15 protein-coding genes are annotated in these 17,614 nt (G+C 71.0%); 1 reads left to right on the top strand and 14 read right to left on the bottom strand.

Translation table 11 applies throughout. From position 1 onward, the window contains the following. Positions 1 to 100: 100 nt before the first annotated feature. The 12 genes from ACIO3O_RS18600 to ACIO3O_RS18545 all read right to left on the bottom strand — a co-directional run bounded on the left by ACIO3O_RS18600 (position 101) and on the right by ACIO3O_RS18545 (position 14,162). Positions 101 to 880, bottom strand: coding sequence for an HAD-IIA family hydrolase (locus ACIO3O_RS18600; protein WP_401746873.1), 780 nt, complete (start codon positions 878 to 880; stop codon positions 101 to 103). 79 nt (positions 881 to 959) lie between these two features. Beyond that, positions 960 to 2,471 carry an alkaline phosphatase family protein gene (locus ACIO3O_RS18595; protein WP_401746870.1) on the bottom strand — a complete coding sequence of 504 codons (1,512 nt, stop codon included), beginning with the start codon at positions 2,469 to 2,471 and terminating at the stop codon, positions 960 to 962. 117 nt (positions 2,472 to 2,588) lie between these two features. Beyond that, positions 2,589 to 4,157: an alkaline phosphatase family protein gene (locus ACIO3O_RS18590; RefSeq protein WP_401746868.1), complete on the bottom strand. Its 1,569-nt coding sequence runs from the start codon at positions 4,155 to 4,157 to the stop codon at positions 2,589 to 2,591. Between the two features lie 244 nt (positions 4,158 to 4,401). Continuing rightward, positions 4,402 to 5,967 carry an alkaline phosphatase family protein gene (locus ACIO3O_RS18585; RefSeq protein ID WP_401746865.1) on the bottom strand — a complete coding sequence of 522 codons (1,566 nt, stop codon included), beginning with the start codon at positions 5,965 to 5,967 and terminating at the stop codon, positions 4,402 to 4,404. Positions 5,968 to 6,174: 207 nt separating this feature from the next. After that, positions 6,175 to 7,245 (bottom strand): 2-aminoethylphosphonate ABC transporter substrate-binding protein, encoded by a 1,071-nt coding sequence (locus tag ACIO3O_RS18580; protein ID WP_401746863.1) that lies wholly within the window; start codon positions 7,243 to 7,245, stop codon positions 6,175 to 6,177. A 41-nt stretch (positions 7,246 to 7,286) separates the two neighbouring features. Then, positions 7,287 to 8,084: an ABC transporter permease gene (locus ACIO3O_RS18575; RefSeq protein WP_189824028.1), complete on the bottom strand. Its 798-nt coding sequence runs from the start codon at positions 8,082 to 8,084 to the stop codon at positions 7,287 to 7,289. Next, a complete protein-coding gene (locus ACIO3O_RS18570; protein ID WP_189824027.1) occupies positions 8,071 to 8,886 on the bottom strand; it encodes a 2-aminoethylphosphonate ABC transporter permease subunit in 816 nt (271 codons plus the stop codon). The genes ACIO3O_RS18575 and ACIO3O_RS18570 overlap by 14 nt, the downstream gene beginning before the upstream one ends. Positions 8,887 to 9,061: 175 nt before the next feature. After that, positions 9,062 to 10,120, bottom strand: a complete 1,059-nt coding sequence (locus tag ACIO3O_RS18565; protein WP_401746859.1) for an ABC transporter ATP-binding protein — start codon at positions 10,118 to 10,120, stop codon at positions 9,062 to 9,064. Then, positions 10,117 to 10,812, bottom strand: coding sequence for a phosphonatase-like hydrolase (locus ACIO3O_RS18560; RefSeq protein ID WP_401746856.1), 696 nt, complete (start codon positions 10,810 to 10,812; stop codon positions 10,117 to 10,119). The genes ACIO3O_RS18565 and ACIO3O_RS18560 overlap by 4 nt, the downstream gene beginning before the upstream one ends. A gap of 7 nt (positions 10,813 to 10,819) precedes the next feature. Then, entirely contained in the window at positions 10,820 to 11,941 is a 1,122-nt protein-coding gene (locus ACIO3O_RS18555; RefSeq protein ID WP_401746853.1) for a TIGR03364 family FAD-dependent oxidoreductase, read from the bottom strand. A 187-nt stretch (positions 11,942 to 12,128) separates the two neighbouring features. Continuing rightward, complete coding sequence (locus ACIO3O_RS18550; RefSeq protein WP_401746850.1) at positions 12,129 to 12,896, bottom strand: GntR family transcriptional regulator; 768 nt, start codon at positions 12,894 to 12,896, stop codon at positions 12,129 to 12,131. A 222-nt stretch (positions 12,897 to 13,118) separates the two neighbouring features. Further along, the gene (locus ACIO3O_RS18545; protein ID WP_401746849.1) at positions 13,119 to 14,162 is read right to left on the bottom strand and encodes a hypothetical protein; all 1,044 of its coding nucleotides are present in this window, start codon (positions 14,160 to 14,162) and stop codon (positions 13,119 to 13,121) included. 460 nt (positions 14,163 to 14,622) lie between these two features. On the opposite strand from ACIO3O_RS18545, the gene ACIO3O_RS18540 reads away from it, so the two are divergent. Next, a complete protein-coding gene (locus tag ACIO3O_RS18540) occupies positions 14,623 to 15,735 on the top strand; it encodes a Gfo/Idh/MocA family oxidoreductase (protein ID WP_401746846.1) in 1,113 nt (370 codons plus the stop codon). Positions 15,736 to 15,798: 63 nt separating this feature from the next. Here ACIO3O_RS18540 and ACIO3O_RS18535 read toward each other — a convergent pair whose 3' ends face one another. Both ACIO3O_RS18535 and ACIO3O_RS18530 read right to left on the bottom strand, forming a co-directional pair. Then, positions 15,799 to 16,659: a fumarylacetoacetate hydrolase family protein gene (locus tag ACIO3O_RS18535; RefSeq protein ID WP_401746843.1), complete on the bottom strand. Its 861-nt coding sequence runs from the start codon at positions 16,657 to 16,659 to the stop codon at positions 15,799 to 15,801. Positions 16,660 to 16,793: 134 nt separating this feature from the next. After that, on the bottom strand, positions 16,794 to 17,501 hold the full coding sequence (locus ACIO3O_RS18530; protein WP_401746841.1) for a YidC/Oxa1 family membrane protein insertase: 708 nt from the start codon (positions 17,499 to 17,501) through the stop codon (positions 16,794 to 16,796). Between the last annotated feature and the right edge of the window lie 113 nt (positions 17,502 to 17,614).

The following is a 17,614-nucleotide window of genomic DNA, read 5'->3' as shown; positions in this document are numbered from 1 at the left end:
GGTGATTCCGCATCCGCAGGGGCCTGTCACTGCGCCGTACGGGCCCCTGCGGGTGATATACGCCCGGGTGGGCGGCTCAGCCGCGCCCCGGGTGGGTGGCTCAGATGCGCTCGACCAGGTCCGCGATCGAGTCGACGACCGTGGAGGGCCGGAACGGGTACCGGTCGATGTCGTCCTTGCCGGTGAGCCCGGTGAGGACCAGGAAGGTCTCCATGCCCGCCTCCAGACCGGCCAGCACGTCGGTGTCCATCCGGTCGCCGATCATGGCGCTGGTCTCGGAGTGCGCGCCGATGGCGTTGAGGCCGGTGCGCATCATCAGCGGGTTGGGCTTGCCCGCGAAGTACGGCTTCTTGCCGGTCGCCTTGGTGATCAGGGCGGCGACGGCGCCGGTGGCGGGCAGCGGGCCCTCGGCGGAGGGGCCGGTCTCGTCGGGGTTGGTGCAGATGAACCGGGCGCCGCCGTTGATCAGGCGGATCGCCTTGGTGAGCGCCTCGAAGGAGTACGTCCGGGTCTCGCCCAGGACCACGTAGTCGGGCTCGTGGTCGGTGAGGACGTACCCGATGTCGTGCAGGGCGGTGGTCAGGCCCGCCTCGCCGATGACGTACGCGGTGCCGCCGGGGCGCTGGTCGTCCAGGAACTGGGCGGTGGCCAGCGCGGAGGTCCAGATGTTCTCCACCGGCACGTCCAGGCCCATCCGGGCCAGGCGGGCGTGCAGGTCGCGGGCGGTGTAGATGGAGTTGTTGGTCAGCACCAGGAAGGGCTTGTCGGTGTCCCGGAGCTTCCTGATGAAGGCGTCGGCGCCGGGGATCGGCACGCCCTCGTGGATGAGGACTCCGTCCATGTCGGTGAGCCAGGACTCGATCGGCTTGCGCTCTGCCATCTGGGGGGACTCCCGCCGTACGTACACACACTCAGACAAGGGGGCGCGCACAACCCTGTGCACGCCCCCAGCCTAATGACTAAGCGGTGATGGTGACGCCGTCGATCGTCCAGTACCAGTTGTTGCCGCCGGTGTAGCGGAAGCGGACCTGGGCGGTGGTGGCGCCCGCCGGGACCTGGAGGGTGAGCTTCTCGACGCGGGAGGAGGTGTCGGCGGTGTACGTCTTGACCGCGACCGGGGCCGCGTTCCCGTACGCGACCAGGACCTCGGCCTTCTGCGGGGCCTCGTGGCGGTAGTACGTCGTGTAGCTGAGGGTGGCGGCCTGGCCGGGCGTGACCGTGAACTTCGGGCTGACCAGCGTCGAGTCGAAGGTGCCGGTGAAGGTCTTGTCGGTCCACTCGTCGCCGTCGCAGACCGCGAAGACGTTACGGGCCCGGACGTTCAGCTCGCGCTGCTGGCCCTTCTCGGCCTTGGTCCAGAACTCGTCGGTGGTGAAGGACCAGCCGCGCCACTCGGTGATGCCGCCGGTGCCCATCTTCGTGTTGTCGACCGACCAGCCGCTGGGCGCGACGTGGGTGAAGCCGAGGACGTCCGCGCCGATGCCGGTCTCGTCCACGCGCTTCTGGAGGGAGCCGCGCAGGGCGTCGAAGGCGTCGGGGGCGGACTGCTGGACGGGGCGGCCGTCGAGGTTCCAGGAGGGGCTGACCGTGACGCCCAGGTGGTGCAGGGCGGAGACGGCGACGTCGGGCATCTTCACGTCGTACCGGGTGACTCCGGCGGGCAGTCCGGCGCCGGTGGCGATCAGGAAGGTCTGGCGCTCGTCCCAGCTGTCGCCGCCGTGGCCGCCGGTCGCGGTGTGCCCGTGGTCGGCGGTGATCATGATGAGCCAGTCCTCGTTGCCGTACGTGGCACGGGACGTGACGGCGGCGACGATCTGGCCGACCTGGGTGTCGACGCCGTGCAGCGCGTCCAGGTACTCCTGGCTGGCGTTGCCGTGGTCGTGCCCGGCGTGGTCGACGTTGTCGAGGTGCACGAAGACCGCGTCGACGTCCGTCTTCACCTTGGCGACGGCGCGCGAGGTGGTGCCCGTGTCGTACTCGGCGGACGGGGTGGAGACCCGCTCGTCGACCTTGGCGGAGAAGACCTGGTCGGTCAGCGGGTTCCAGGAGCAGACCGCGTACGTCTTCAGGGCGGGCCTGGCGGTCTCGATGCGGGTCAGGAAGTCGGGGTAGGCGGCGAAGGCGTTGCCGGTGAACTCGTTGTTGACCACCTTGTGCTTGTCCGGCCACACGCCCGTGATGAGGGTCGCCCAGCCGGGCCCGGAGAGGGTCGGCGCCATCGGGTTGGTGTAGATGCTGGAGGGCGCGGTGACACCGGCCGCCATGAGCGCGTCCAGGTTCGGCGCGTCCGCGTCCTTGATCCGGCGGATCATCGCCCCGTCCAGGCCGATGACCAGGACCTTCGGGGTCTTGGCCGCCCGGGCGGCGCGCTCGGCGGCGGCCGCCTGGGTGGCGGAGGCGAGCGGGCCCGCCGTGGCGGCGACGGCGGCCGCGCCGAGGAGGACGGCGCGGCGCGAGATGCCTTGGGACATGTCTTTCTCCAGGGAAACAGGTGGTGCGTGGGAGGGGGGGTGCTGCACCGGCCCCGGGGAGTATGGGGCTCCCCGGGACCGTTCCTACGTCAACTCATGCGTCAATTCGCTTGCGTATCAGCCGATTTGTACGTCGTCCACGGCCCAGAACCAGCTGTTGCGGGCGTCGCGCATCCGGAACTTCACCCGGACCGTGCGGGCCCCCTTGGGGACGGCGATCGTGAACTTCTCCGCGGTGTTCTTCGCGTCGGCCGCGTAGTTCTTGACCAGTTGGTCGGCGGCGCCGTCGAAGGAGACCAGGACGTCGCCGCGCTGGGTGCCGTCCTGCAAGTAATGGCTGAAGAAGGTCAGGGTCACCGAGGACTTGCGGGCGACCCGGTAGGCGGGCGAGACAAGGGTCGAGTCGAACTCGATGTCCTTGGACGGGTTGCCCTTGTCGTCCCACTCGTCGGGGTCGGCGACCGCGATGACGCCCCGGCCCCGGGTGAAGCCCTCGCGGCCCTGCGCCTTGTCGGCGCGGGTCCAGAACTCGTCGGTGGTCAGCGTCCAGCCGCGCCACTCCTCGACGCCGCCGGTGGCGGGCATCCGGGAGTTGTCGATGGTCCAGCCGCCCGCCGGGGTGTGGGTGAAGCCCAGTACCTCCTGGGGGGTGCCGGTCTCGTCGACGGCGGGCTTGAGCAGGGAGTACGAGGCGTCGAAGCCGTCCGCGAACGGGCGCTGCAGCGGCTTGCCGTCCAGGCCCCACTCGGGCTTGGGAGTGATGCCCAGCGCGTGGAAGACGGTGGCGACGGTGTCCACGTGGCGGGCATTGATCGGCTTGGCGCCGACCGGGATGCCGGGGCCCTGGGCGATGGTGAAGACCCGGCGCTCCTCGATGGAGGGGCCGCCGTGGCCGCCCTTGTCGGCGTGGCCGTGGTCGGTGGTGAGCAGGATCGTCCAGCGCTCGCGGTGGTAGCTCCTGCGGGCCTTGATCGCGGCGAGCATGCGGCCGATGTAGCCGTCGTAGAGGTCGATCTGTTCCAGGTACTTCGGGCTCATGGCACCGGAGTTGTGGCCGACGATGTCGCTCTGGCCGAAGTAGATGAAGCAGACGTCGGGGTTCTGGTCGCGCAGGATCGCCTCGGCGGCCGCCGCGATGGTCGCGTCGTGCGCCACGTAACCGTCGGCGTCGCCGTCCAGGGCGATCTTGGCGCTGGCCCCGGCGGTGACGGTGCCCTCGGCGTCCAAGGGCTTCCAGTCGATGGCGGCGAACGTCGAGAGCTCCGGCTTCACTTCGCGCAGGCGGGCGAGGAAGCCCGGGTACTGGGCGTAGTTCTTGCCCTTGAAGCTGTTGTCGACGACGCCGTGCTTGTCGGGCCACACACCGGTGGAGACCGTCGACCAGCCGGGGCCCGAGGAGGTCTGCGCGGTGGGCGGGGAGTAGAGCAGGCTGGTGGCGAAGGTGCCGCGCGCGATGAGGGACGTGAAGGTGGGGGCCTGTGCGGCGGCGATGCGGTCGTGGCGCAGACCGTCCATGCCGACGACGAGGACCTTGTTTCTGCTGGTGCCGTTCGGGAGCGTGGGGACGTCGGCGGCGGGGGCGGGCGCGGCGTGCGCGGCACCGGCCAGGCTCCCCGACACGGCGACGGCCGCTGCGGCGGTGGCGGTTCCGGCGAGCACGGTACGGCGTGACATACCTCGGGGCATTGCTGATCCTCCAACGGGGGTGGGGCTGTTCACATCGAGGCAAGCGGGGCGTGCGTGTCTTGCGTGGCCTGGGCTTGGCCGTGCAAAGGTCCGGAACGCAAGAATCTGGACCAGACCCGTTACCTTGGCGTGACAACAGCGACTGGTCCAGACCCTCGCAGCGAAGCTTGGCCGAATGGTTACCGAAGGGCGTCGGGCCGGCTTCGGGCGGGGGGCGATCGGGCTCCGTCAACCCCCCTGCGGATCAGCCGACTTGTACGTCGTCGACCGCCCAGTACCAGTCATTCCGGGCATCACGCATCCGGAACTTGACCTTGACCGTGGACGCACCGGACGGCACGGCGACGGTGAACTTCTCGGCCTTGTTCTTGGCGTCGGCCGCGTAGGTCTTGACGACCTGGTCGGCCCCGCCGTCGAAGGACACCAGGACGTCGCCGCGCTGGGTCCCGTAGGCCAGGTAGTGGGTGGCGTACGAGAGGGTGATCGAGGTCTTGCGGGCGACGCTGACGGCGGGCGAGATGAGGGTCGAGTCGAAGGCCGCGCTGCTGGAGGGGCTGCCCTTGTCGTCCCACTCGTCGGGGTCGGCGACCGCGATGACGCCCCGCCCCTTGGTGAAGGTCTCGCGCTGCTGGCTCTTCTCCGCCCGGGTCCAGAACTCGTCGGTGGTCAGCGTCCAGCCGCGCCACTCGGTGACGCCGCCGGTGGCGGGCATCTTGGAGTTGTCGATGGTCCAGCCGCCCGCCGGGCTGTGCGTGAAGCCGAGCACCCCGGCCGGGATGCCGGTCTCGTCGACGGCGGGCTTCAGGGCGGAGTACGAGGCGTCGAAGCCGTCCGCGTACGGGCGTTGGAGCGGACGCCCGTCCAGGTCCCAGGCCGCCTGGATCGGGATGCCGAGGGCCTGGAAGACGGTCGGGGCGACGTCCACGAGGCGGGTGTTGAAGGGTTTGGCGCCGACCGGGATGCCCGGGCCCTGGGCGATGACGAAGGTGCGCCGCTCCTCGATGGAGGGGCCGCCGTGCCCGCCCGCGTCGGCGTGCCCGTGGTCGGTGGCGACGAGGATCGTCCACCGTTCCTGGGCGTACGTCGGACGGGCCTTGATCGCCGCCACGAACTGGCCGACCCACGCGTCCTGCCGGTCGATGCAGGCCAGGTAGTCGGGGTGCAGGGCGCCCTTGTTGTGCGCGACGACGTCGGTGTTGCCGAAGTACGCGAAGACGACGTCCGGGTTCTGGTTGCGCAGCACGCCGGTGACGTCGGCGGCGATGGCCGCGTCGTGCACGGGGTAGCCCTGGGCGTCGTCGCCGTTGTAGACGACCTTGGCGTCAGCGCCCGCGGTGACCGTGCCCTGGGTGTCCAGCGGGGTCCAGTCGACGGCCGCGAAGGTGGACAGGGCGGGCTTGACCTGGGCGATGCGGGAGAGGAAGCCCGGGTATTTCGCGTAGTTCTTGCCGATGAAGTCGTTGTTGACGACACCGTGCTTGTCGGGCCAGACGCCGCAGGAGATGGTCGACCAGCCGGGTCCGGACGACGTGTCGCCCATCGGGGAGCAGTAGAGCAGGCTCGTGCCGTACGTGCCCTGGGCGATCAGGGACTTCAGGTTCGGGGCCTGGGCGGCCATGATCCGGTCGTGGCGCAGACCGTCCATGCCGATGAACAGGACCTTGTCCGCACTGGTGCCGTTGGGGAGGGTCGGTGCGGCGGCGGGGGCGGCGGCCTGCGCGGGGAGCGCGAGTCCGCCGGAGACGGTGACGGCCGCGGTGGCGGCGGCGGTCGAGGCGAGCACGGTGCGGCGGGACAGTCCTCTGGGCATGGCAATCCTTCAACGTGGGGTGGGACCGGTGTTGAGAGCGATGCGGTGCGGGAGGTGCGTGTGCGTACTCGGGTGGTCCGTGAAACACAGAGCTGGACCAGACCCGTTACCTTGGCGTGATGGCAGGGGGCCGGTCCAGTCCTGTGCGGTGAAGCTTGGCCGAATGGTTATCGACGGCCGGGGGCGGGAGCCCGAGGCGGCCGGGGCTCAGCTGCCGGTGGCGGTCTTCCAGGCGTCGACGTACTCCTTGAGGTTCTTGTCGACGTCGGTCCAGTCCGGTGTGAAGACCTCGACGCCTTCCAGGACCTTGGCGAGGGCGGTGGCGTTGGCGTCGGTGGGCTTGATGTCGGAGCGGGCCGGGAAGCCGCCGCCGATGGCGCTGACGTCCTTCTGGGCCGCGTCGGTCAGCAGGAAGTCGAGGAGCTTCTTGCCGTTCTCGGTGTGCGGGGCCTTGTTGACGAGCCCGGCGGCGTACGGCAGCGCGAAGGTGGTGGGCTTGGCCGCGCCCGCCTTCGCCGGGAACCAGATGCCCAGGTTCGGGGCGGACTTGGCCTGCGCGAAGTTCATCTGCACGTCGCCGTTGGCGACCAGGATCTCGCCCTTGTCGACCTTGGGGGCGAGCTTGGAGGTCGAGGAGGACGGGCCGACGTTGTTGGCCTGGAGCTTCTTCAGGTAGGCCATGGCGGCGTCCTTGCCGCCGAAGTCGTGCATGGCCTTGATGACCACGGCGGTGCCGTCGCCCGCCACACCCGGCGTCGAGTACTGGAGCTTGCCCTTGTACTTCGCGTCGAGCAGGTCCTCCCAGGTCTTGGGGGTGTCGCCCGGGAGCTCCTTCTTGTTCTTGATGAACCCGAAGTAGTTGTTGACGACCGAGGTCCACTTGCCGTCGGCCGCCTTGTCACCGGCGGCGACCTTGTCGGAACCGGCCGGCTGGTACGCCTGGAGCAGCCCCTTGGAGTCGGCCTGCTGGATGAACGGCGGCAGGGTGACGATGACGTCGGCCTGGGTGTTGGACTTCTCCCGCAGGGCGCGCTGCACCATCTCGCCCGAGCCGCCCTCCACGTACTTGACCTTGATGCCGGTCTTCTTCTCGAAGTCCTGGAAGACCTTGTCGTACCAGCCGTCGCCCTTCTCGCCCTTGAGGCCGTCGGCGCTGTAGACGGTGACGATCTTCTCGTCGGAGGAGGACGCGGCGGAGGTCCCGCCGCAGGCGGAGAGGGACGCGGCGAGGGCGAGGCTGCCGACGGTGGCGGCGAGCGGCTTGAGGGTGCGCTGCATGGCGATTCGTATCCCCTTGGATAGCGATGTGATCTGCGTGATCAGCGGAAGGAGGCTTTGGTACGGATGCGGGAGACCGCGAGCAGGACGAGCAGCGTGGTGCCCATGAGGACGACCGCGACGGCCGAGCCCGCGAAGAGGGAGCCCCGGTCGGTGGCGGTGAAGATCTGCACCGGCAGCGGCATCCAGTCCGGCGGGTAGAGCATCATCGTGGCGCTCAACTCGCCCATGGACAGGGCGAAGCAGAGTCCGGCGGCCGCGTTCAGGGACGGCAGCAGGAGCGGCAGCTTCACCCGCCACAGGACGTACGAGGGCCGGGCCCCGAGGGAGGCGGCGGCCTGCTCGTACATCGGATCGAGTCGTACGATCGCGGCCGAAACCGACTGGTAGGCGAACGCCGTGACAAGAATGGTGTGCGCCAGGATGACGATCCAGCGGGTGCCGTTGAGCAGGAACGGCGGCTGGGAGAAGGCGACCAGGACGGCGAGGCCGACGACCACCGACGGCACGGCGACCGGCAGCATGAACAGGGCGTCCAGGGCCCGCTTCCCGCCCTTCTTCAGCGCGGCGGCGGCGAGCGCGGCCCAGCTGCCGAAGGTCAGCGCGAGGACGCTGGCGGCGAGCGCGGTGACGAGGCTGGTGGTGAGCGCCTGGAGGGATTCGCCGCGTACGGCGGCCCCGTAGTTCTCGACGGTCGGGCCGGACGGGAAGGCGCCGGACCAGTGCGTGGAGAAGGACGCGGTGAGGATCACCAGGAGCGGCAGGGCGAACAGCGGAAGGAAGAGGAGGAAGAAGACGACCCAGGTCGCCCATTTCCCGGTGCGGCTATGCACCAACACGACGGCTCACCACCCGGTACATTCCGTAAAGTCCCACGGATATCGCGATGTTGACGACGGCGACGACGCAGGCGGCCGGATAGTCGGACTCCAGGATCGCCTTGCTGTAGACGAGCATCGGGAGGGTCGTCACGCCCTTCGCGCCGGTGAAGAGCACGATCCCGAACTCGTTGAGGCACATCACCAGGACGAGCGCCCCGCCGGCGGCGAGCGCGGGCAGCGCCTCGGGGAGGATCACCTGCCGTACGATCCGCCAGGTCCGGGCCCCGAGGGAGGAGGCGACCTCCAGCTGCGAGGTGTCGATCTGGGAGAACGCGGCGAGCAGGGGGCGCATCACGAAGGGCGTGAAGTAGGTGATCTCCGCGAGGAGGACGCCCCAGGGGGTGGTGAGGAAGTGGAAGGGCCCTTCGGCGGCCCCGGTCACCCCGGTCCAGACCCCGTTCGCCATGCCGACACTGCCGTAGATGAAGAGCAGCGCGAGCGTGATGAGGAAGGACGGGAAGGACAGGAACACGTCGATGAACTTCGCGACGGCCTTTCCGCCGGGGAACGGCACGAAGGCGATGACGAGCGCGAGCACGAACCCGAGCACGAGACACCCGACGGTCGCCCCGAGCGCGAGCCACACGGTCGTCGTCAGCGCTTCCCGGAAGGCCTCGGAGGCGAAGACGTCCCCGTAGGGGGCGAAGGACACCTCCCCGGTGTCCGCCGTGAACGACTGCTGCACGACGAGCGCGAGCGGATACAGGAACACGAGCGCCAGCACCGCCACGGGCGGCAGCGCCCACACCCAACGCGGCATACCGCGTCGGGTTTTCTCTCCATCCGGGGACGGGCCCGCAGTCGCCGACGGCGCGCCACCATCCTCGGGAAGACCCGCACTGCCCCACTCATCTGCACGGGTGGTGCGGGTGGGAACCTCTGCTCGGCCGGAGGCCGAGTGCACCACCCCCCGGCCCGCGGGCACCGCACCCACCTCAGCCACCGGACACCCCCGCCCCGAGCAGCACCGCGTCCTCAGCCGCGAAGTGGAGGACCACGTCCTCCCCGAGCACCGGCGTCTCCCGCAGTTCCCGTACATCCGCCTTCACCCGGTGCCGTCCCTCCCCGACCTCCACGTACAGCCGGTGCGTCGACCCCCGCCACTGCACCTCGCTGATCGTGCCGCGCAGGGCGTTCGGCCCTTCCCCGAGCCCGACCAGGTGCGGCCGCACGCACAGCGTGGCGGCGGCCCCCTCGGCCGCTCCCTGGGTGTCGACCTTCAGCTCGACCCCGTCGAGGCGCACCCCCTGTGCCCCCACCTCCACCGGCAGCAGATTCGCGTTGCCGACGAAGGACGCGGTGAATTCCGTGCGCGGCCGCCGGTACAGCTCCTGCGGTGTCCCGCAGTCCTGGAGCCGCGCCTTGTCCATGACGGCGATCCGGTCCGCCAGCGTCAGCGCCTCGACCTGATCGTGTGTGACGTACAGGATCGACACATCGGGCAACTCCCGGTGCAGCCGCGCCAGTTCGGCCAGCATCCCGGACCGCAGCTGCGCGTCCAGCGCCGACAGCGGCTCATCCAGCAGCAGCACCCCCGGCCGGATCGCCAACGCCCGTGCGATCGCGACGCGTTGCTGCTGCCCGCCCGACAGCTCCCTCGGATAGCGCTTCGCGTACGACGCCATCCCGGTCATCTCCAGCGCCTCGGCGACGCGCGCCGGGATCTCCGCCTTCGCGACCTTCTGCGCCTTCAGCCCGAAGGCCACGTTGTCCTCGACCCGCAGGTGCGGGAAGAGCGCGTACTGCTGGACGACCATCCCGATCCCCCGCCGGTACGGCGGCAGCGCGGTGACGTCGCGGTCCCCGATGAACACCCGCCCGGAGGCGGGCTTCACGAAGCCCGCGACCGCCCGCAGCGCGGTGGTCTTGCCCGACCCGGAGGGCCCGAGCAGGGCCATCACCTCGCCGGGTTCCACCGTCAGGTCGAGGGAGTCCAGGACGACGTTCTTCCCGTACGCCACCGAGACCGACTCGAAGCGTATGCCGCTGCTCATCGACCCAACTCCGCCAGCAGTTCGGGGAGTTCGGCGACGGAGCCGAGCACGTGGCCGGCCCCGTGGGCCTCCAGCTGGGTGCGCCCGTGCGCCCCGGTCAGGACACCGGCGACGACGCCCGCGCCCGCCCGTACGCCGCTGAGCATGTCGTACGAGGTGTCGCCGACGACGGCCACGTCGGCGACCGAGGCCACCGCGCCCGTTCGCAGGAACGCGGTGAGCACCATGTCCGGGTACGGACGCCCCCGGCCGCCCGCGTCGGCGGGGCACAGGGTGAGCCCCACCAGGTCCTGCCAGCCCAGTGCGGCGAGGATCGCGTCCTGGGTGACCCGGGCGAAGCCGGTGGTCAGGACGACGGTGCGGCCGTCGGCGGCGAGCTTCTCGACGGCCTCGCGGGCCCCGGGGATCTCGGCGATGCGACCGCCGTCGACCAGGGACCCGTACGCCTCCTCGAAGGCGGTGTTGGCCTGCTGGGCGAGGTCCTCGTCGCCGAAGAGGTGCCGGAAGACGGAGATCTTGGACTCGCCCATGGTGGCGCGGACGTAGTCCAGCTTGCTGTCGAAGTCGGGCGTCCCGGCCACGACGCCGAGCTTCTCGGCGGCCGCGGCGAAGGCCTGCTCGACGAGGCCGCCGTCGGCGACGGTCGTCCCGGCCATGTCGAGGACGACCAGATCAATACGGTTGCTGCTCATGCTTCGGTCACCAGCCCAATTCGTTCGCGGTCTGCTCGGCGATGGCGGGCGAGCAGGTCATCCCGCGCCCGCCCGGCCCCGTCACCAGCCATACGCCGTCCTGCACCTGCTGCCGGTGCACCACACGGCTCTTGTCGACGCACTGGGCGTACACCCCGGCCCAGCGCCGTCGGATCTTCGGAAGCGGACGGCCCAGGAAGCTCTCCGCGACGGCCGCGACGTGCTCGTACGGCTCCTCCTCCACATCGAAGCGGAAGGGGTGCTCGTACTCGTGGGTGTCGCCGATGGTGAGCCCGCCGTCCCGGCGCTGCACCATCAAGAGCTGCATCTTGTGGGCGGCGGCGGTGGGCGTCTGGTCCTGCCCGGAGTTGAGGGCGTCCAGCGCACCGCCCGCGTAGGCCGGGTAGTAGCGGAAGCTGTCGGCGTCGGCGACGGAGGTGGTGAGGGTCTCGCCGAGGGGCTCGGTCTGCATCATCTGCAGGCGCACGCGGCGCACCGGCAGGTCGGGGGCCAGCTCGCGGACGAGTCCGCCGAGCCAGGCGCCGGTGCACAGGACGACGGCGTCCCCCCGGTGCACGTCGCCGTGGTCGTCGCGGACGGCGCCCTCGCCGATGACGTCGCGGACCTCACGGCCCCCGAGGAAGGTGTACCGGCCGGACGCCAACAGCGCCTGCTTCAGTGCGAGTTGGGCGGTGCGCGGCTCGACGGCCGCGTCCCGCTCGCACCACAGGGCGGCGAGGAAGTCGCCGCGCAGGGCGGGGTTGACGCCGCGCGCCTCGTCGGGGGTGAGCAGCTTGTAGCCGCGGGCCGCCGCGTCGTCGCGGGTCAACGCGGCCTCGGCGACGGCGAGTTCGAGCTCGGTACGGACCGGGGTGAGCGACCCGTTGGCCCTAAAGCCCAGGTCCGGGACGCGGGCCCCGATGCCCTCCCACAGCTCGCGGGCCCGCAGCGCGGTGTCGAGTTCCTCGCCCCCGGCGCGCCCGCTGACCCAAATCTGGCCGAAGTTGCGCAGGCTCGCGCCGCGCGCCTCGCTCTCGCGCTCGATCTGTACGACCTCGTGGCCGCGTTCCACTGCGTGCCAGGCGTGCATGGTTCCCACCACGCCGGCTCCAACGACTATGACTCTCACGGCGGCTACGCTCCTCGGGGTGGGTGTCGCGGCCGAATCCACCCGGCAACGGCACGGTGAACAGCCCCCCAAGGCTGGCTCAGACCCGTTACGTTCTCGTTATCGCCGTGCGTCGGATCGACTGCTTCCGCCCCGCTGCGGTCACTGCCCGCCGAGCCGCGCGGTCACTGGCCACCGAGCCGCGCGGTCACTGCCCGCCGAGCTGCGTGGAGAAGCTGAACCGGTCACCCCGGAAGAGCATCCGCACCCGCTCCAGCGGCTGCCCCGTCACATCACGCGTCCACCGGTGCATCAGCAGCATCGGCAGCGCGGGCGGCGTGCCGATCAGCAGCGCCTCGCGCGGGGTGGCGAGGACGGTCTCGATGCGCTCCCCCGCCTTGCCGAGGCCGATCCCGACCTCCTCGCTGAGGTAGGCGTAGAAGGAGGAGTCGGGCTCGAAGTCGACGTCGAGCCTCGGGACGCGCTCGACGGAGACGTAACAACTCTCCAGCCCTATCCGCTCGTTGTCCGCGAGCAGCACCCGCTCCAGGTGCCAGACCGGCGCTCCGGGCTCCACGCCGACGTCCGGGGCCAGCCCGGCGGGGCAGGGGAATCGCTCCAGGCCGATCAGGTTGCGCCCGGGGCGGCGGCCCTGCCGGCGTACGCCTTCTGTATAACTGGCCAACGCCAGGGGTTGCTCCAGTTTCGGCCCGGCGGCGACCGTCCCCCGCCCCTGCCGCCTCACCCGCCCCTCCAGCAACAGTTCGCGCAGCGCCTGGCGCACGGTGTCGCGGGCGACTTCGTACCGTACGGCGAGGTCGCGCTCGGTGGGCAGCAGCTCGCCCTCCGCCAACTCGCCCAGCAGCTCGGCGAGATGGGCCTTGACCGCGTAGTACTTCGGGATGCGTCCGTGCTCCGGGATGCCTGAGCGGACGGGCGCGCCGGGGTCCTGGTGGTGCGTGTTCGGGTAGTCCACGTCAGGGATCGTCGCAGATGACGGTGTACGGGGCGGCCGCTCGCCCGAACACGGCGGTCCGAATTGCGGCGGTCCGGACACGGCGGTCGGGACGCAGCGGTCCGGACGCAGCGGTGCCCGCGCCGCCGGTGAATCGGCTGGGACGGCGCGGGCACTGCTTCCGGAAGGTGGTGGGAGCGGCTGAACGACGGGATGCGAAGGCCGAGGCGCGGGATCGGGGGGTCAGCGCTTCGGCGGCGTCCGCAGCCGTCGAGAACCCACCACAAGGGCTCCGCCGCCGAGGAGGAAGGCGACGGCGGTGCCCTCAAGTCCGAGCAAGGGGCTCGGACCCGACTGTGCGAGCTGGTGCGGGCTTCCGGCGCCCGCCGTGTAACTGCTCTCCCCTTCCGGGGAGTTGGTGATGCGGAACCGGTAGTCGTCGGACTGCCCGACCCAGTCCCCGTCGTCGCCCCGGCGCTGCACGATCGCCGTGTTGGCGACGACGTCACCGGGTGCGACCCCTTCGGCGAAGCCGAGCCGTACCCGTACGGTCCGCGTCTGACCCGCGCCCACGTCGAACCCGGGGAGGTCCTCGCCGAAGACCCCGATCAGCTCGTCGCGGTCGGTGTGGACGAAGGGGATGCGGTGCCAGGCGCCGCCCGCGTGGAACTCGGCGCGGACGTGGCCGGGGCGCAGGGCGCGCGCCTCGTCGACGAGGACCAGGACGGGGTGGACGCCCGGGCAGCCGATGTCGGTGGTGTTGGCGAGGTCGAGCGCCCACTCGGCGCCGTCGCCGCCGGGGCGGTAGGTGGCGGGGGCCTGCCGGATGCGGGTGGTGAGGGGGAAGTCGGCGCTGTCGGGGTCGCCGCAGGTGGGGTCGGCGGGGGCGGTCCCGATGCGGCGCGGGGGTGCGGCCTCCTGTGCGCGCAGGGGCTGCCGGTACGGCCGCAGGCGCGGGGGGTGGGCCTCGTGGGAGTGGGGCGCGGGGGCCTCGTACAGGGGGGAGACGGGGTCCGCTCGGGGGACGGGCTGTGTTGCGTGTACGGGACCGGGCTGGGCCTGCGGGGACACGGGACCGGGGTGGGCGCTCCCGGAGGGTGCCCCCGGATCCACCGGGTCCGCCGCACTCGTACAGCCGTCCGGCGGGCCGAGCGGCGCGCCCACGGCGGCCACCGAGCACAGCCGGTGGTAGAGCAGCCCCCCGTCGACGGTGGAGGCGACCGCACCCGACGCCGGAGCGAGGGTGGCGGCAGTGATCCCCAGCACAAGTGCGCTGCGCAGTCGCATGGACGGGCCCCTTCTGGTCGCGAGGGCGGGCGAGGCGACGGGCGGCGCTTCCGCGACACCCGGAACGGCACGCGGACCGGGTTTCCGGACCGCCGCCGGACCCTGGGGTCCGGCATGATCCGTGACCCTGCCACGTCGGCCACCTGCGAAGACAGCGCCACGGCCCCGTACGGCCGAACAGCGGGCAAAGTCCCCTCTATCAGCCCAGCTTCAGTCAACTCCGATGGGCGGAAAACGCCTCATACGACAGCCCTAGACCTTCGCGACCTCTCAACTGGGCACCTCCATAAGCGAATCGCCGCACGTGAGGGCCCGATCACGGCGTGTTCGCATCCCCCTCGCCGGCCGGTCGGCGGTGGCTGGATCTGTCCGCCCCGGCCACCGCTCTGCGCCAGGGCGGCGCCACATGCCGCTCTCCTCACTTTTGCACTTGCCCACGCACGTTGTTTAAGTGGAAACCATGACGTCCACAGCTGCTCCCACCTCGACCGATCCGTCCGCCTCCGCGCCCCTGAGGGTGGCGCTGCTCGGGTACGGGCTGGCCGGTTCCGTGTTCCACGCGCCGATGATCGCGGCCACCGACGGCCTGGTCCTCGACACGATCGTCACCTCGAACGAGGAGCGCAGGGCACAGGCCCGGGAGGAGTTCCCGGACGTCCGGTTCGCGGACGCACCCGAGGAGGTGTGGGCACGGGCCGCCGAGCTGGACCTGGTGGTGGTCGCCACCCCGAACAAGACACACGTACCGCTGGCGAGGGCCGCCCTGGAGGCGGGGCTCGCGGTGGTCGTCGACAAGCCGATCTCCGGCACGGCCGCCGAGGCGCGGGAGCTGGCCGCGCTGGCCGAGGAGCGGGGCCTGCTGCTCTCGGTCTTCCAGAACCGCCGCTGGGACAACGACTTCCTCACCCTGCGCGCGCTGCTCGCGGACGGCGAGCTCGGCGACGTACAGCGCTTCGAGTCCCGCTTCGAGCGGTGGCGTCCGCAGCTCAAGGGCGGCTGGCGGGAGTCCGGCGACCCGGCGGAGATCGGCGGGCTCCTCTACGACCTGGGCAGCCACGTCGTCGACCAGGCGCTGACCCTCTTCGGTCCGGTCACGCAGGTGTACGCGGAGGCCGACGTCCGCCGTCCCGGTGCGGCGGCCGACGACGACACCTTCCTCGCCCTCACCCACGCGAACGGGGTCCGCTCGCACCTGTACGTCAGCGCGACGACGGCCCAGTTGGGCCCGCGCTTCCGGGTCCTCGGATCACGGGCGGGGTACGTGAAGTACGGCCTCGACCCGCAGGAGGCGGCGCTCCGCGAGGGCAAGCGTCCCGGGGGCCCCGAGGCCTGGGGCGAGGAGCCCAAGGAACTCTGGGGCCACCTGGGCTCCGGCGAGTCCCCCCTGACCGGGAGCGGCACCCCCGTCCCCACCCTCCCCGGCACCTACGACGCCTACTACGCGGCCGTCGCCCACGCCCTCCGCACGCACACGGCTCCGCCGGTGACGGCCCTGGAGGCGGCGGCGGCCCTCACCGTCCTGGAGGCGGCCCGCCGATCCGCCACGGAGGGCGTCACGGTCCGCCTCTCCTGACCGCGGTCCGCCTCTCCTGCCCCCGGGAGCTCCGGGGGCGGCATCCGCTCCCGGAGCCGCCCCCTACGCCCCCTTCAGTTCCTGGCGCTGGCGGCCCAGCCCCTCGACCTCCAGCTCCACCACGTCGCCGACCCGGAGGAAGGGCTTCGGATCGGGCTGCCCCATCGCCACCCCCGCCGGCGTCCCCGTGTTGATGACGTCCCCGGGGTACAGCGTCATGAACTGGGACACGTACCGCACGACCTCCCCCACCCCGAAGATCTGCTCGGCCGTCGTCCCGTCCTGCTTCAGCTCGCCGTTCACCCACAGCCGTACCGGCAGCGCCTGCGGGTCCGGCACCTCGTCGGCCGTCACCAGCCACGGGCCCAGCGGGTTGAACGTCTCGCAGTTCTTGCCCTTGTCCCAGGTGCCGCCCCGCTCGATCTGCCACTCCCGCTCGGACACGTCGTGCGAGGTCGCGTACCCGGCGACGTACGACAGACCGGCCTCGGCGCTCTCGACGTACCGGGCGGTCCGGCCGACGACGATCGCCAGCTCGACCTCCCAGTCCGTCTTCACGCTCCCGCGCGGGACCAGCACGGTGTCGTTCGGCCCGACCACCGTGTCGGGGGCCTTCAGGAACAGGATCGGCTCCTCGGGGATCGCCGCCCCGACCTCCTTCGCGTGGTCGAAGTAGTTCAGCCCGACGCACACGACCTTGCCGATCCGCGCCAGCGGCGCACCGATCCGCAGCCCGGCCGCGTCCAGCACGGGCAGGGTGCCCGCCCGCGCGGCCTCCCGGACCCGCTCCAGGGCGTCGGAGTCGGCGAGCAGGGCTCCGTCGATCTCCTCCACGACCCCGGACAGGTCGCGCACGGTCACGCCGTCCTCGTCGAGCAACGCCGGACGTTCCGCACCGACGGGCCCCACACGCAGCAGCTTCATACTGACGATCTCCTTGTGGTCGAAGGTCGCGCCCAACCCGACCGCTCACACACCGCGGCCCGGCCACCGGAGAATTGTTTGATCCTCCAAGGTCAACGCCCACTCCGCAAGCCCGCGTTCACCAACTGGACCGTTTACGCGAATGCCCCGGACACGCCCTTGTCCGGACGTTCCCTGCGTTCCCGCTGCAACCACGCCCGCTCGGCGACCGTCCACGCCGTGGTCGTCACCAGGTAGAGCCCGGCCGCCAGCGGGACGATCGCCGCCGTGACGATCGTCCCGAACGACAGCAGCGGCAGCCACTTGAAGAGACCGGCCCCCGGAGTCCCTGCGGACGCACTCGCCGTCTGCGCGAACTCCGAAGACGCCGCGTTCCGCCGCGCCCGCCGGAACGACCACGTCGCCACACCCGCGATGAGCGCGAACAGCCCCAGGTAGACGAGCCCCTGCGCACCGAACACCCCGCCGTCCCCCAGCGCGTCGCTCCACCGCGACCCGAGCGGCGCCGCGAGGAGCCGGTGGCCGAGGAGTCCGTTGATTTCCCCGCCGACCTTCGCCGACGAGAAGACGTGGTACATCACAAAGAACACCGGCAGCTGCACCAGCATCGGCAGCATTCCGGAGAACGGCGACACCTTGGCCTCCGCGTGCAGCGCGAGAATCTCCTTCTGTATCCGCTCCGGATTCTTCGCGTGCTTCTTCCGCAGCGCGGCGAGTTGCGGGGCGAGCGCCTGCCGCGCCTTTTCACCCCGCACGGCGGCACGGGTCAGCGGATGGAAAGCGATGCGCACCAGCATCGTGAAGACGACGATGGCGGCCGCCGTGGCCGACACGGCGAACACGGGTTCAAGAACCCGGGCGAGAAACTCGACAAGGGAAGCGAAAAGCGCATACACAAAATTCACGGAAAGAGCCCTCCGGGGGTCTCGTCGTACCGAGGATGAAAAGCGCGCGA

Source organism: Streptomyces sp. NPDC087440 (genome assembly GCF_044744005.1).
Taxonomy (GTDB): Bacteria; Actinomycetota; Actinomycetes; order Streptomycetales; family Streptomycetaceae; genus Streptomyces.
The sequence above is the reverse complement of the archived record's forward strand: the minus strand, read 5'-3'. Positions and strand labels throughout refer to the sequence as shown.

Bases quoted from the DNA above. Each gene is read 5' to 3' on its own strand.
- ACIO3O_RS18570 (WP_189824027.1), bottom strand. From the start codon at position 8,886: ATGCCGCGTTGGGTGTGGGCGCTGCCGCCCGTGGCGGTGCTGGCGCTC.
- ACIO3O_RS18590 (WP_401746868.1), bottom strand. From the start codon at position 4,157: ATGCCCCGAGGTATGTCACGCCGTACCGTGCTCGCCGGAACCGCCACC.
- ACIO3O_RS18600 (WP_401746873.1), bottom strand. From the start codon at position 880: ATGGCAGAGCGCAAGCCGATCGAGTCCTGGCTCACCGACATGGACGGA.
- ACIO3O_RS18595 (WP_401746870.1), bottom strand. From the start codon at position 2,471: ATGTCCCAAGGCATCTCGCGCCGCGCCGTCCTCCTCGGCGCGGCCGCC.
- ACIO3O_RS18535 (WP_401746843.1), bottom strand. From the start codon at position 16,659: ATGAAGCTGCTGCGTGTGGGGCCCGTCGGTGCGGAACGTCCGGCGTTG.
- ACIO3O_RS18585 (WP_401746865.1), bottom strand. From the start codon at position 5,967: ATGCCCAGAGGACTGTCCCGCCGCACCGTGCTCGCCTCGACCGCCGCC.
- ACIO3O_RS18560 (WP_401746856.1), bottom strand. From the start codon at position 10,812: ATGAGCAGCAACCGTATTGATCTGGTCGTCCTCGACATGGCCGGGACG.
- ACIO3O_RS18580 (WP_401746863.1), bottom strand. From the start codon at position 7,245: ATGCAGCGCACCCTCAAGCCGCTCGCCGCCACCGTCGGCAGCCTCGCC.
- ACIO3O_RS18545 (WP_401746849.1), bottom strand. From the start codon at position 14,162: ATGCGACTGCGCAGCGCACTTGTGCTGGGGATCACTGCCGCCACCCTC.
- ACIO3O_RS18540 (WP_401746846.1), top strand. From the start codon at position 14,623: ATGACGTCCACAGCTGCTCCCACCTCGACCGATCCGTCCGCCTCCGCG.
- ACIO3O_RS18565 (WP_401746859.1), bottom strand. From the start codon at position 10,120: ATGAGCAGCGGCATACGCTTCGAGTCGGTCTCGGTGGCGTACGGGAAG.